General features: G+C 61.7%; 13 protein-coding genes. 5 read left to right on the top strand and 8 right to left on the bottom strand.

Features of this window, described 5'->3' with window-relative positions:
• Positions 1 to 3: 3 nt before the first annotated feature.
• From AB7P10_RS13250 to AB7P10_RS13235, 4 genes are read left to right on the top strand one after another with little or no spacing between them, the layout of a single operon-like run.
• Positions 4 to 855: a CpsD/CapB family tyrosine-protein kinase gene (locus AB7P10_RS13250; RefSeq protein WP_428294327.1), complete on the top strand. Its 852-nt coding sequence runs from the start codon at positions 4 to 6 to the stop codon at positions 853 to 855.
• 30 nt (positions 856 to 885) lie between these two features.
• Positions 886 to 2397: an O-antigen ligase family protein gene (locus AB7P10_RS13245; RefSeq protein ID WP_428294326.1), complete on the top strand. Its 1512-nt coding sequence runs from the start codon at positions 886 to 888 to the stop codon at positions 2395 to 2397.
• Positions 2394 to 3872, top strand: a complete 1479-nt coding sequence (locus tag AB7P10_RS13240) for an oligosaccharide flippase family protein (protein ID WP_428294325.1) — start codon at positions 2394 to 2396, stop codon at positions 3870 to 3872. Before AB7P10_RS13245 ends, AB7P10_RS13240 begins: the two co-directional genes overlap by 4 nt.
• A gap of 15 nt (positions 3873 to 3887) precedes the next feature.
• On the top strand, positions 3888 to 5054 hold the full coding sequence (locus tag AB7P10_RS13235) for a rhamnan synthesis F family protein (RefSeq protein ID WP_428294324.1): 1167 nt from the start codon (positions 3888 to 3890) through the stop codon (positions 5052 to 5054).
• Positions 5055 to 5067: 13 nt separating this feature from the next.
• Here AB7P10_RS13235 and AB7P10_RS13230 read toward each other — a convergent pair whose 3' ends face one another.
• Complete coding sequence (locus AB7P10_RS13230) at positions 5068 to 5979, bottom strand: CoA transferase (protein ID WP_428294323.1); 912 nt, start codon at positions 5977 to 5979, stop codon at positions 5068 to 5070.
• A 104-nt stretch (positions 5980 to 6083) separates the two neighbouring features.
• The gene (gene pobA / locus AB7P10_RS13225) at positions 6084 to 7274 is read right to left on the bottom strand and encodes a 4-hydroxybenzoate 3-monooxygenase (protein WP_428294322.1); all 1191 of its coding nucleotides are present in this window, start codon (positions 7272 to 7274) and stop codon (positions 6084 to 6086) included.
• Positions 7275 to 7398: 124 nt separating this feature from the next.
• Between pobA and AB7P10_RS13220 the strand changes: the two genes are divergently transcribed.
• Positions 7399 to 8181: an IclR family transcriptional regulator domain-containing protein gene (locus AB7P10_RS13220; protein ID WP_428294321.1), complete on the top strand. Its 783-nt coding sequence runs from the start codon at positions 7399 to 7401 to the stop codon at positions 8179 to 8181.
• Between the two features lie 15 nt (positions 8182 to 8196).
• Here the strand turns inward: AB7P10_RS13220 and AB7P10_RS13215 are convergent, their stop codons facing one another.
• From AB7P10_RS13215 to AB7P10_RS13190, 6 genes are all read right to left on the bottom strand, one after another.
• Positions 8197 to 9027 carry a hypothetical protein gene (locus AB7P10_RS13215; protein ID WP_428294320.1) on the bottom strand — a complete coding sequence of 277 codons (831 nt, stop codon included), beginning with the start codon at positions 9025 to 9027 and terminating at the stop codon, positions 8197 to 8199.
• Positions 9024 to 9719 (bottom strand): hypothetical protein, encoded by a 696-nt coding sequence (locus tag AB7P10_RS13210; protein WP_428294319.1) that lies wholly within the window; start codon positions 9717 to 9719, stop codon positions 9024 to 9026. The genes AB7P10_RS13215 and AB7P10_RS13210 overlap by 4 nt, the downstream gene beginning before the upstream one ends.
• Before the next feature lie 97 nt (positions 9720 to 9816).
• A complete protein-coding gene (locus tag AB7P10_RS13205; RefSeq protein WP_428294318.1) occupies positions 9817 to 10533 on the bottom strand; it encodes an ABC transporter ATP-binding protein in 717 nt (238 codons plus the stop codon).
• Positions 10530 to 11294, bottom strand: a complete 765-nt coding sequence (locus tag AB7P10_RS13200; protein ID WP_428294317.1) for an ABC transporter ATP-binding protein — start codon at positions 11292 to 11294, stop codon at positions 10530 to 10532. The genes AB7P10_RS13205 and AB7P10_RS13200 overlap by 4 nt, the downstream gene beginning before the upstream one ends.
• A complete protein-coding gene (locus AB7P10_RS13195) occupies positions 11291 to 12283 on the bottom strand; it encodes a branched-chain amino acid ABC transporter permease (protein ID WP_428294316.1) in 993 nt (330 codons plus the stop codon). The genes AB7P10_RS13200 and AB7P10_RS13195 overlap by 4 nt, the downstream gene beginning before the upstream one ends.
• Positions 12280 to 13143: a branched-chain amino acid ABC transporter permease gene (locus tag AB7P10_RS13190; protein ID WP_428294315.1), complete on the bottom strand. Its 864-nt coding sequence runs from the start codon at positions 13141 to 13143 to the stop codon at positions 12280 to 12282. Before AB7P10_RS13190 ends, AB7P10_RS13195 begins: the two co-directional genes overlap by 4 nt.
• Between the last annotated feature and the right edge of the window lie 38 nt (positions 13144 to 13181).

The following is a 13181-nucleotide window of genomic DNA, read 5'->3' as shown; positions in this document are numbered from 1 at the left end:
TACATGGAACGCATCAAGCTTGCGATCGAAAGGGCCAAGGCGGATGGTGGCCTGGACGCCGGAATTCCTGCGCCCTCGCAGCAAGACGCTCGGTGGGTGCCTCCGCCTGTCGCCAACAAAATTGCCACCGCACCCAACCGGCCCGTTTCCTCGCCTGCGCAGTACAGGCATACGGCAGTGGTCGATCTCGATCCGGCGCACCTGGAGCGCAACCGCGTGATCGCCCACCAAAAGACGCATTTGGCCAGTTGGGCGTTTGACGTCTTGCGCACTCAGGTGCTGCAGAAAATGGACGAGAATGGTTGGCGCACCATTGCGGTCACATCGCCGAGCCTGGAATCCGGCAAGACCCTGGTATCGATCAATCTCGCTTTAAGCATTGCCCAACAGTCGCAGCGCACGGCGCTGCTGGTTGACTTTGATCTGCGCCGACCGTCCGTGGCCCGCGTGCTTGGGCTTGATCAGCCGGTGTCGTTGAACGAGGTGTTGAACGGCGACGTGGATGTGAGCGAGGCCATGGTTAGCCCGGGTATTGCGCGCCTTGTGGTGCTGCCTACCAACCGTGCGATGTCTCGCGCATCCGAGCTTCTTTCTTCGCCGAAAGTTTCCAATCTGATTGGCGAACTGCGCCAGCGCTACGATGACCGCATCGTGGTGTTTGATCTGCCACCGGTTTTGGTGGCGGATGATGTGATGGCTGTGCTGCCGCACGTCGACTGTGTCCTGATGGTCGTGGGCAGCGGCGTCTCCAGCAAAGCCGAGGTGGAGGAGGCCATGAACCGTGTGGCCAGGGCCAATCTGGTCGGCGTTGTGCTGAACAAGGACACGGCGCCAGCTCAGCAGGACTATTACTGATGCCGACGGCCTGAGGCGTGCGCAGCAATCATGCCTGAGCATATTCGTGCGCTGTTGGTGGTGCTCGTCTTCAGCGCCGGCGTTTTTGCCATCGCGCGAAGCGCCGTGGTTCATCAGTTGATCCCAGAGACCACGTTCAAACGGTGGCGCAAACTTTGGTTTCTGGTGACGCTCGCGCTATTTCTTTCGCACAACATTTGGCTATGCCTCTTGTTGATTTCTGCGATGTTGCTGATTCACCGTCGCCAGGAAGCCCACGTCATGGGCTTGTATTTTGTCATGCTGTTTGTAGCGCCCCCCATTTCAGTGACGATTCCGGGGTTCGGCATCATCGACCATTTCTGGGTCCTGAATCACTACCGCCTGCTGGCTTTGACCTTGCTCTTGCCGACGGCTCTGTCGCTTGCCCGGAAAGGCACCACCTTGCGGCTGGGGCGCTCGAGAGTGGATTGGATGGTTTTGGGGTATCTGTCCCTGGTGTCGCTGCTGTCGTTCCGTGACGTCAGTTTCACGAGCGGCTTGCGGGCGGTGTTTTCACTCTGGATCGATGTCTTCCTGCTGTACTACGTTGCCAGTCGAAGCATTCGCGATCTCGATGGGCTGCGTCACGCGATGACGGGGTACGTGCTTGGTGCCATGGTGTTGTCACTGGTTGCCGTATTCGAAGCGATGCGTGGTTGGCAGCTGTATCTTGCGGTCAAGGATGCGCTCGGCTTGGAAGGCAATTTGTTTGGACTTTATCTGTTCCGATCGGGTCTTTTGCGCCCCGCGGGTACGGCTGGTCAGTCGATCATCCTGGGGTACGCGTTGATGGTGGCGTTGGGTTTCTTTCTTTACCTCAAGGAGTTTTTGCGCCGCCCGGTGCATCGGTGGCTGGGGCTGTTCTTGCTTGGAGCCGGCATCCTGGCGTCGCTTTCTCGTGGGCCCTGGCTGGCCACCGCGTTTCTCGTGCTCGTGTATGTGATGCTAGGGCCTCGTCCAGTGGGTCGATTGATGAAATTGACATATATCAGCTTGTTTGTCCTGCTGCTTGTCGGGCAACTACCGTTTGGACAGAAGGTGATTGACCTGCTGCCGGTGATTGGTAGTCAGGAGCAATTCAACGTGGAGTATCGGGAGGATCTTCTTGAGAACGCCTTGCCGGTGATTGGCCGACATTTGTGGTTCGGCTCCACGGATTTTCTGTTGGCCCCGGAATTGCAGGTCATGATCCAGGGTGAGGGGATCATCGACATTGTCAACAGCTATCTCGGTGTAGCTCTGAGCTTTGGAGTGATCGGATTGTTCTTGTATGTGGGCGCATTTGCGAGTGCATTTGGCCAAGTGCTGCGGGGCAGGCGATTGGCTCGAAAGATTGATTCGGGCTCCTTTGTGCTGGGCCGCGCCCTGGGTGCCACGCTGGCTGCCATCATGCTGATCATCTATACCCTCAGCAGCTTGTTTTCCATACCGTACGTGTACTGGGCGTTCATCGGCCTGTGTGTCGCCTATGCGAGCGTCATGAATGCAAGCGCAAGCACGTTTAAGGAAGGCGCCCGATGACGGCTTCAGCGATGGCGGCTAAGGGGGAAAATTCAGCGCTGAACGCCAAGGCACGATCTGGATCGATCTGGATCGTGGGTGCTTTCGGGGCGTCGCAAGTCTTGCGCCTCGGCTTGAACGTGGTGCTCGCGGCGCTTCTGTTCGAGGAAGCATTCGCACTCATGGCCATCGTCACGGCGGTTATGGTGGGCTTGAACATGTTCTCTGACATTGGGCTGCAGCAGAACGTTGTGCAAAGCCCTCGGGGTGATGAATCGGCCTTCCTGAACACCGCATGGACCATGCAGGTGATTCGCGGCATTGGTCTGACTCTGATTGCCGCAGCGGTGGCATGGCCTCTGGCCACGTTCTATGGGACCAACGACCCCACTGCTCTGGAACTGCGCTGGCTGATCCCGCTGGTTGCGCTGACGGCCGCAATCGATGGACTGCGGTCTCCATCCGCTCTGTCAGCAGCGAGACATATGCTCGTGGCCCGATTGACGCGCATAGACGTGATTGTGCAGATCAGCAACGCGGGCATGGCGATGGTGCTGGTTTGGTTCATGCGCTCCGTTTATGGGATTGCGTGGGCTGGGGTGTTGTCCTCCATTCTGTATATGGTGCTGACCTACTGGCTGTTGCCTGGTCCCCGCCCGCGTCTCATGCTGGAGCGCGATGCGATGCGAGCGATCATTTCGTTTGGGAAATGGATTTTTCTCGCCACGTTGATCTCCTTCCTGGCCATGCAGATTGACCGCCTGGCGTTTGCGGCGATGTACCCGTTGGCGGAAGTTGGGGTGTACTCGATCGCGATGAGCCTGGCGATGGTGGTGACCGCTCTTATCGGTCGACTGCAGATCGCCGTCATGTTTCCCTGGTATTCACGGATGATCGAGAGTGGAATGGCCCTTGAGCAGGCGTATTACAAGGCGAAGATGCCGATGCTCATCATGTCCACCTATTTCGTCACGCTTCTGATCGTCGGTGCCGGGAGCTTTTTCAAGCTGGCCTATGACGACCGATACGCACAGGCGGCTGTGTTCCTTCCCATCCTTTCGGTCGGGATTTGGTTCAGCAGTATGGGCGGCATGTACGGTGCCGCATTTCTTGCGGCGGGACGTTCGAAGTGGATCGCCTTGGTCAGCGCCGTCAAGGTGGGTTCGTTTGCGTTGCTGCTCGTGGTGCTTTCCCACACGGATGGCAGTATGGCGATGGCGACGTTCGCGGTACTGATCAGCGAACTGATCACCTTTGCGATGAGCCGTTATTTGGGATGGCGACTGGGACTGAAGAGTTTGCGGGCTGAGTTGACCAATCTGGTCATGCTGACGGGCTGTTCAGTGGTTGGGGTTTCCTTGGTCCACCGTTTTGGCCCGCTTGCCGCCTTGCATCCCGCCGCCCAACTGCTGGTTCTGGGCGTACTGACGACACTGGCCTTTGCCCCGTTCTTCTTCAAACTCGTCTACCCGCTGCTGAAGCAACGTGGTGCTTGAGGGGGCGGAGATTTCATGCGACGTTGGCTGATCAAACTTCGGTCCTATCTGGTTTGGCAGTTGGGTCGAATGGCACGAGCACCTGCGGTGCTGGTGAATATGCTGTTCGGTACGTTGTGGTACGACGTAGTCGTGGCGAGGGGAAAACGGATTTTTCGTGGGAATGCGGTCGACGCGACGCGCGTCGTCATATATCTGATTTTTCCGAAAGACGGCCTTTTGGCGTCTCACTTGGTGGCGCTGAAGCACTTTCTTGAAGATGGTTATGCGCCGATTGTGGTCTCGAATGTGTCTCTTAGCCTCGAGGATCGAGAAGAGTTGCTGCAATACACCCATCATCTGATCGAACGGCCCAACTATGGGTACGACTTCGGCGGGTACCGAGACGGAATCCTGTTTCTGCGTGATCGCTTGCCAACACTGGATCGCCTCGCGCTGATGAACGATTCGGTGTGGTTTCCGCTGGCGAAGATGCAGGACTGGCTGCTTGCCGCAGAGCATCTGGGGCCCGATGCGGTGGGAGCGGTTTCCAACTACTTTACAGACCCCGAAGACGAGAGAAGAAGTGGAGATATGTCGGAGTCTTGGCAGTATGACACTCAGTATCCGCGTTTTCATTACTGCTCCTTCGCGCTTTCCTTTGGACCAGCTGTGTTGCGCGACGCGAGGTTCCTGAGGTTCTGGGAGGGATTCAGGCTGAGCAACAACAAGGTTGAGACTATTCGTCGCGGTGAGGTGGGGCTCGGACAATGGGTCGTGCGTAGTGGCCATACGCACAGCTGCACGCTGGATCTGTCGCATTTCGACGTGGATCTTGATCGACTCGACGATGCGAGGTTGAGAGAGGTCGCTGAAAACCTTCTCATTCCCGAGGACCCGTCATTGCGAAAGGAAAAAGCGCTTCTATTGGCGAATACCGTTGGCAACTCCGATCAGAGGCGTCGCCTGAAGAGTTTCATACTTCGGGCAACAGCTCGCACGGGGCCCGCCTATGCATTGCTGGACTTTGCCATGCGTGAAAAGAAGCATGGGTTCGTGAAGAAGTCGCCGCTTTGGCTGGATGAAGAAAGTGCGGGCATTACCCTGAAACTGTTGGCAGAGCAGGGCGAACACTTGTTCCATGAGGAAGCGCTTTCGCTGCTGAAGCGGCGAAGCCTGGCCGATGCGACGACGGCGCACTGATAGCGCTTCTGTTTCACGCCAGCGTGTGCAACGGAATGTCCTTTTCCTCCGCCAGCCGATCAAGCTGCCGGCGAGTGCGCCCTCGCAGGAAGGCCGCGATCGCATGGTGCGTCTCTGGCTCCAGAGGGGTGCGCTGCCCCGAAAACGGTATCCCAGCCGCCGAGCACAGGGCCGCTGCGAAATGAGGCTCAAGCGCAGCTACCGCCACGCGGCCGTCCTTGCACGGATAGATGCGGTAGCCGGCGTGGGCCCCTCCGACCGCGCCTGTCGGCAGCGTCAGGCCCCAGGTGCGCGGAAGCGCGAGCCAGGCGGCCGCGTCCGACAGGGCGACTTCCTGCAACGAACCCTTGCCTGAGTGCTGCCGTGCTAGCACAGCCCTGAGCACTGCTTCGCTAGCCATGAGTGCGCCACCCATGTCGGCGAACAGTGTCGCGGGCAGGTCGAGGCCTGTGACCAGTCCCGCGTCGGCGAGGTAGGTCAGGTCGTGCCCAGGTTCCTCGGCCCGCTGGCCGGGCGCGCCCACAATGGCCACCACCGACAGGGTCGGGTGGCGCTTGTGCAGGCCTTTCCAGCCCAACTGCAGCTTCTCCAGTGCAGAAGGACGGAACGAGGTCAGCAGCACGTCGGTGCGATCGAGCGCCTTGTGCAGCGCGATCTGGTCCTTGTCCGATTTCAGATCGAGCGCGATCACCTTGATACCTTGGTGCAGTGTGGCGTACGCATTGGCGTTGTACTGGCCCATGGGGTCGCCCGATGTGCCGGCTGGAGCGCCCTTGGGTCCCGGCGGTTCTGCCTTCACGCAGGTCGCGCCCATGGCCTTGATCCGCATCAGGGCCGCCGGACCGGGCAGGTTGAGCGCGAGGCTGAGCACGCGCACGCCGCGCAGGGGTTTCAGGGCGGGGGCAGGGCGGGGGGCAGGCGTCATATCTTGTGCGGCGCTTGTGGATGTCGCCGCAATGTACCCGCAAGACGCGATTTGCCACCGCCAACGGGTGACAGTGCCGCCTAATGACGTTGCTCTGGGGGGATTCAGCGCTCGCCGAAATTCAGCGGCAGTCCCACGTAGTTCTCGGCGAGCGAGCGCGACAGCGACTCGGAATTCACCAGGTAGTCGAGTTCTGCCTCCTGGATCTTCTGGCCGAAGCCAGCGGTGTCGGGGAAGCGGTGCATCAATGAGGTGAGCCACCAGGAGAAGCGCTCGGCCTTCCAGACGCGTCGCAGGCAGCGCTCTGAGTAGCTGTCGATGCCAGCGGCGGACTTGTCGGCGTAGTACTCGATGAGCGCGCCCGAGAGGTACTTGACGTCGCTGGCCGCCAGATTGAGGCCCTTGGCACCGGTGGGCGGCACGATGTGCGCCGCGTCACCCGCCAGGAACATGCGGCCAAAGCGCATGGGCTCGGCCACGAAGCTGCGCAGGGGGGCAATGCTCTTCTCGATGCTGGCCCCGGTGACCACGCGCGAGGCCATTTCAGGGTCCAGCCGCAGGCGCAGTTCGTCCCAGAAGCGCTGGTCGCTCCAGTCCTCCACCTTGTCGTCCAGGGGGCATTGCACGTAGTAGCGGCTGCGCGTGAGACTGCGCATGGAGCACAGAGCGAAGCCGCGTTCGCTGTTGGCATAGACGATGGCGTGGGGTGAGACAGGTGGCACGTCGGCCAGCACGCCCAGCCAGCCGAAAGGATAGACCTTCTCGAACTCGTTGATGGCGCCCTTGGGGACGCTGGCGCGGCACACGCCGTGAAAGCCGTCGCAACCGGCGATGAAGTCGCAGGCGATCTCATGCGTCTGGCCGTCCCTCTGGTAGCGCACGCGGGGGTGTTCGCCATCGTAGTCGAGCACTTCCACGTCCTTGGCCTCGTACACCGTGGGCAGTCCGGCCGCGCTGCGCGCCTCCATCAGGTCGCGCGTCATTTCGGTCTGGCCATAGGCGGTGACCACCTTGCCACCAGTGAGCCCATGCACATCGATCGCGTGGCGTGTACCGGCGAACACGAGCTCGATGCTGTGGTGGATAGTGCCCTCGGCATCGAGCCGCTGGCCCACACCGGCCTCGCGCAGCAGGTCGGTGGTGATCTGCTCCAGAATGCCAGCGCGGATGCGGCCCAGAACGTACTCGCCGCTCTGGCGTTCGACGATGATGTTGTCGATGCCGGCCTTGTGCAGCAACTGGCCGAGCAGCAGGCCGGAAGGGCCGGCGCCAACGATGGCGACCTGGGTACGCATGGGATGTCTCCTGGGTTTTAGCGATCACCGAGCATAAGAATCCAGGACCGACGATCACAATGGGCGTTTTCGTCGTTTGCACGATCATCGGCTCCTCTGTGCGATCACCGCGCATAATCGGCGCATGAACGCGACGACACCGGCCATTGCCAGGGCCGACTTCATTGAAGGCATGGCCAAGGGCATGGCTGTGCTGGAGAGCTTCGATACCGAGCGCCAGCGCCTCAATGCCACGCAGGCGGCCGAGCGGGCGGGGATCACGCGTGCCGCGGCACGGCGCCACCTGCTCACGCTGGCCTACCTGGGATACCTGGAAACGGATGGCAGCCACTACTGGCTCTCGGCGAAGGTGCTGCGGTTTTCGGGCAGTTACCTCGCCTCGGCGCGGCTGCCGCGCCTGCTGCAGCCCACATTGAACCGACTCGCCGCACTCACCCGCGAGTCGTTTTCGGCAGCCGTACTGGATGGCGATCAGGTGGTGATCGTCGCGCGCAATGTCTCCATCGGTGGCCAGCGACTCATGGCCTACGGGCTGCATCTGGGCGCGCGGCTGCCCGCGCACGCCACGTCCACGGGCCGGGTGCTGCTCGCGGCCTTGCCGAGGGCGGAATTCAGCGCATGGCTGAAGGGGCGGGAACTGCCACGGCTGACCCCGAGAACCACGGTGGAACACAAGGCGTTTCGGGCAGCGATCGCCACAGTGCGCAGTGAGGACATGGCGGTGGCGCGCGAAGAACACGAACTGGGCGTCTACGCGCTGGCAGTACCGCTGCGCAACATGCAGGGCCGCACAGTGGCCGCGCTCAATGTGGTGGCCGCGCCCGAGCGGTTCGACGCACCGGATTTCCAGAAAGACCTGTTGCCGTTGCTGCTGGACGCCGCGCGCGAGTTGCGACCGCTGCTTTGAGGCGTGAAGCTGGCGCTATGGCTTCGCCACTGCGTACCCGCTCGCACAGGGCATCGGATCACTGTGGGTCACGGGCACAGACATCCACGATTCCCGCAACGTCCACAGAACGACGCGGCCGCAACGGGAAGCCAGGGGTTGTCCGCGTTCCATGCGGGTCTCGGTTCCATAGATGTAGCGCTGTGTGCGAGCAGGGCTCGACGGTGGCAGCGGGCCAAGTTTGAGCGCAATATCGATTGCGTGGCCAAGCATCGAAACCACCTCCTCCCGAAAGTGATGTGCGTCGTTCGCCAGCCATGCAGTCAATGGCTCTTCGCCGCCATGCGGGGTTGACACCACCTGGACCATCTGGTCGAAGACGTGGCGGTCGGGGGCCGCATCGGGTTCCTGAACCCGGATGCGCACGTTGAGCACAATGACCCGGTGGTCAGCCGAGATCCGGAAGTGAGGCAGAAGGTGCACGAGTCGGCGCTCATTGCCATTCCCAGCATTGTCGGATACCCAGCGAGCGCGAAGGTCGTGGGTCAGCAGTGACGAGTCAAGACCTTCGATGGCGGCCCTGAAGGGATTCAGTGCCTGGTCGGCCAGCCGTTGACGATCCTGGCGCTCGCTCTCGCGAGACCCATTGACCAGCAGGGAATGTGTGAGGATGGCAGCGATCAGGCCTCCAGCGTTCGGTGCCGGGTAGAGAAACGATGCGGTGCCACCCGCTGGCTCGCCAGCCGCAATGCCGCTCCATGTCAGGGGCTCGGCATCGGACCAGCGAATGTCGAGTGGCGCTGGCGCCTGGGCGCTGACCCAGGAGCATGCGGCCCAGATCGTGACAAGGCCGACAAACTGCTTCACTTGACGAAGGGCTTCTTGATCGCGTCCTTGCCTTCTTCGATCGACGTGAAGTAGGCGTTGGTGAGGCCAGGGAACTTGGGTGCCTCGTCCCAGTTGCCCTGAACACCGTTCTCACGGGAGATCATGTCGTACAACTCGAACTTGTGCGAGCTCAGATCCACGATGTAGGCATGCGCTTCGAACGTGGCGCGAGGAGCACCAGTCGGGATGTATGCGGAGTAGTTTCGCACGGCACCCAAGCTTCGGTATTCGATCACGAGAAGCCTGTCGAGCCTGGTTGGCGACTTGACGGATGTGAAGTCCTTGGGCGCGAAGCCCTCCTGAGGCGCGTTTCGGGTCGGAAGGTCGGCCACCTTGATGGGTTCGTCAATCACCACCACAGTTTGTCCCTGCGCGCGAAGCAAGGCGGCGACTTCGTCCTTGAGGCCTTTCAGGTCGTCCGTTGGCCATTGTCTAACGGCCGAGGTCATGGCATTGTTGGTCATTGATGCCGTGGCCAGACACAGCAGGCAATTGGCTCCGGGAAAATACGTGTCCGGAACAGGCAGTGGGGTGGAGGCCACACCAATTGCACCTTTGCCAGTGACAAAGTAGTCGGTCGGCAGATTGACGAAGGATTGTTGGGGCGCGGCGCAACCCGCGATCAGGACGACCAGCCCCAGTAGCCATGCGCGGCATGACGTCAGATACATCAAGTTCTCCCTCTTTCGTAGAAACAACCCCTGAATGTGGGGTTCGACGGCAGGGAGTGTATCTGTATGTATCGGCAAATTCCGGGTTGGTTTTCCCTTAGACCCCGAGGTACTGCTCCAGCAGCCCAGGCTGCGAGAGCAGCTGTTCCGAACTGCCCTCGAACACCACCTCGCCCTTGACCAGGATCACGTTGCGGTCGGTGATCTGTGTGACGTGTTTCCAGTTCTTGTCGACGATCACGCTGCTGATACCGCTCTCGCGGATCAATCCGCAGATGCGCCAGATCTCGCGTGCGATCAGGGGCGCCAGGCCCTCGGTGGCCTCGTCAAGGATCAGCAGGTCGGGGTTGGTCATCAGCGCGCGGCCGATGGTGAGCATCTGTTGCTCGCCACCGCTGAGTTGCTGGCCGCCGTGGCCCAGGCGCTCGGCCAGGCGCGGGAAGGTGTCGAGCACGCGCTCATAGGTCCAGTCGCGCTGGCCCCGCGTGCCTGCGCGCGCCGACATCTGCAGGTTTTCCCGCACGCTCAGGTTGCCGAAGATGCCACGCCCTTCGGGGACGTACGCAAGGCCCAGGCGCGCGATCTCGAACGTGGGGGCGCCCGTCATGTCATGGCCCTTCACGCGAACCTTGCCGCCGCTGGGTTTGACGATGCCCATCAAGGACTTGAGCAGGGTGCTCTTGCCCATGCCGTTGCGCCCCATCAGGCCAACGGTCTGGCCCTTCTCCACAGTGAAGTCGATGCCTCGCAGGATGTGGCTGGCGCCATAGTGCGTGTGCAGCGCGCGTGCCTCGATCAGCGGGGTCGTGTTCATGCGTGCTCCTCGCCCAGATAGGCGGCCTGCACAGCCGCGTCCGCGCGTACTTCGGCCGGCGTGCCGCTGGCAATGACCTGTCCGTTGACCATCACCGTGAGCTGGTCGGCCAGACTGAACACGGCGTCCATGTCGTGCTCCACGAGCATCATGGCGTGGTCCTTCTTGAGTCGCTGCAGCAGGGCGACCATGCTCTCGGCTTCGGCCTGTCCCATGCCGGCCAGGGGTTCGTCAAGCAGCAGCACGGTGGGTTCGGTGGCCAGTGTCATGGCGATTTCAAGCTGGCGCTGTTCACCATGGCTGGTTGCGCCGGCCACGGTGTGCGCGCGTGCCCTCAGGCCGGCCAGTTCCATGGCGCGTTCACAGCGTTGGTTGACCGCCGTGAGGGCGCTGGCTGCGGACAGCCAGCGCAAGGGGTTCCAGGGCGCGTGCCGCTCGCGCGACTGCGCGGCCAGCCGCACGTTGTCCCACACGGTGAAGGGCAGGAAGATGTTGGTCTTCTGGTAACTGCGGCCCAGCCCCAGGCGCGAAATGCGTTCCGGGCTCTTGCCGGCGGTCTCGGCACCGTTGAGCGTGATGCGTCCTGCCGTGGGCGGCAGGTCGCCCGAGAGCAGGTTGGTCAGCGTGGACTTGCCCGCGCCATTGGGACCGATGACCGCATGGATGCGGTCCCGGTGCAGTTCAACCGACACGTCGTTGACGGCGGCCAGGCCACCAAAGCGTTTGGTGAGGTTCTTCGCCGACAGCAGCAGATCGCTCATGGCGCCTCCCGCTTCTTCGACAACTGTCCCACGAGGCCCAACAGGCCGCGCGGCGCGAGCACCACCACCAGCACGATGAAGCCGCCCATCAGCAACTGCCAGTGCTTGGTGAGGTCCTTGAAGAAGTGCATCACGTACTCGAAGGCGAAAGCGCCGACGATGGCTCCGGCGAAGTTGCCCATGCCACCCAGGATGACCATCATGATGGCGTGCGCACTCATGTGAAAGCCCATGAGTTCCGGATTCACGTAGCCTGTCTGTGCAGCCCACAGAAAACCTGCCACGCCGGCCAGCGTGCCTGCCAGGGTGAAGGCCGCGAGCTTGTAGCCGAAGGTGCCATAGCCCACCGCACGCATGCGGTGTTCGTTCACGCGAATGCCCGCAAGCACGCGACCGAACGGGGAGAACAGCAGGCGGCGCAGGAAGGCGTACACGAGCACCAGCAGCAGCAGCGTGAAGTAGTAAAAGGTGGTCTTGTTCTCCAGGTCGATGCCGGCCCAGCCGAAAACGGACGCATCGGGCCGGAAATAGACATACAGCCCGTCCGATCCACCCAGGGCCTTGTTGTCGAAGAACAGGAAGAACACCATCTGCGCAAAAGCCATGGTGACCATGATGAAGTAGATGCCGTGGGTGCGCACCACGAAGAAGCCGATGACCAGCGCCGCCAGGCCTGCGCCCAGTGCCGAGACGGGCAGGGCCCACCACAGGCTGATCGGCATGTCCGCAGGCGTGAGGAACGCCAGCGCATAGCCTGCCAGGCCAAAGTAGGCGGCGTGCCCCAGCGAGACCATGCCGGTGACGCCTTGCAGCAGATCCAGGCTCATCGCAAAGATCGCCAGGATCATCATTTGCGAGACCATCTGAAGATAAAAGTCGGCGCCGGTGATCGGCACCAGCGGGAAGGCGGCCAGCGCCACGGCGCCCAGCAGCAGGATCACCTGCATGCTGCGCGGGAGTTTTTCGAGTTGGGCTTTCGGTGAACTCATTGTTTGAAGAGCCCTTCAGGCTTGTAGAGCAGCACGGCGGCCATCAGCATGTAGACGGCCATGCCGGCGATCTGCGGCACCAGCACCTTGCCAAAGGTGTCGACCAGCCCGACGAGCAGGGCGGCCACCAGGGCACCGCGCACGGAGCCAATACCGCCGATGACCACCACCACGAAACACATGATCAGCACCGAGCTGCCCATGCCGGGATACACGCTGGAAATCGGTGCGGCGATCATGCCGGCGATGGCCGCCAGCGCCACGCCGAGCGCGAACACCACGCCGTGAATGAGGCGGATGTTGATACCCAGCGACTCGGTCATCTCGCGGTTGAAGGCACCGGCACGGATCTTCATGCCCAGGCGCGTTCGCGAGATCAGCAGGTACAGGCCGAGCGCGAGCAGGATGCACACGCCGGACATCACCAGCCGGTAGACGGGGTAGGAAAGGTTCTCGGTCAACGGAATCGACCAGTTCAGTACCTCCGGCACCTGGACGGCGTGCACGTCGTCGCCCCACAGGATGGAGCGCATCTCCTCGAAGATGTAGATCAGGCCGAAGGTCAGCAGCACCTGATCGAGGTGGTCGCGGTGGTAGAAGTGGCGGAACAGCAGCCACTCCAGCAACCAGCCGAGTGCCACTGCGATCACCGTGCCCAGCACGATGGCCAGCACCAGGCTGTCGAGCCGGGCCACCAGGAACCACGCCATGTAGGCACCCAGCATGTAGAAACTGCCGTGCGCGAGATTGACCACGCCCATGATGCCGAAGATCAGCGTCAGCCCGGCGGCCAGCATGAACAGCAACAGACCGTATTGCAGGCTGTTGAGCAACTGGATCAGGAAGTTGGGGAAATCCATGGCGCGTCAGATGGAGAGCAGGGCGAACGGGCGAGCAA

The sequence above is a fragment of the Hydrogenophaga sp. genome (genome assembly GCF_050182545.1).
GTDB lineage: Bacteria > Pseudomonadota > Gammaproteobacteria > Burkholderiales > Burkholderiaceae_C > Hydrogenophaga.
The sequence above is the reverse complement of the archived record's forward strand: the minus strand, read 5'-3'. Positions and strand labels throughout refer to the sequence as shown.

Coding starts and splice junctions, on each gene's coding strand:
- AB7P10_RS13250 (WP_428294327.1), top strand. CDS start 4: ATGGAACGCATCAAGCTTGCGATCGAAAGGGCCAAGGCGGATGGTGGC.
- AB7P10_RS13245 (WP_428294326.1), top strand. CDS start 886: ATGCCTGAGCATATTCGTGCGCTGTTGGTGGTGCTCGTCTTCAGCGCC.
- AB7P10_RS13240 (WP_428294325.1), top strand. CDS start 2,394: ATGACGGCTTCAGCGATGGCGGCTAAGGGGGAAAATTCAGCGCTGAAC.
- AB7P10_RS13235 (WP_428294324.1), top strand. CDS start 3,888: ATGCGACGTTGGCTGATCAAACTTCGGTCCTATCTGGTTTGGCAGTTG.
- AB7P10_RS13230 (WP_428294323.1), bottom strand. CDS start 5,979: ATGACGCCTGCCCCCCGCCCTGCCCCCGCCCTGAAACCCCTGCGCGGC.
- pobA (WP_428294322.1), bottom strand. CDS start 7,274: ATGCGTACCCAGGTCGCCATCGTTGGCGCCGGCCCTTCCGGCCTGCTG.
- AB7P10_RS13220 (WP_428294321.1), top strand. CDS start 7,399: ATGAACGCGACGACACCGGCCATTGCCAGGGCCGACTTCATTGAAGGC.
- AB7P10_RS13210 (WP_428294319.1), bottom strand. CDS start 9,719: ATGTATCTGACGTCATGCCGCGCATGGCTACTGGGGCTGGTCGTCCTG.
- AB7P10_RS13205 (WP_428294318.1), bottom strand. CDS start 10,533: ATGAACACGACCCCGCTGATCGAGGCACGCGCGCTGCACACGCACTAT.
- AB7P10_RS13200 (WP_428294317.1), bottom strand. CDS start 11,294: ATGAGCGATCTGCTGCTGTCGGCGAAGAACCTCACCAAACGCTTTGGT.
- AB7P10_RS13195 (WP_428294316.1), bottom strand. CDS start 12,283: ATGAGTTCACCGAAAGCCCAACTCGAAAAACTCCCGCGCAGCATGCAG.
- AB7P10_RS13190 (WP_428294315.1), bottom strand. CDS start 13,143: ATGGATTTCCCCAACTTCCTGATCCAGTTGCTCAACAGCCTGCAATAC.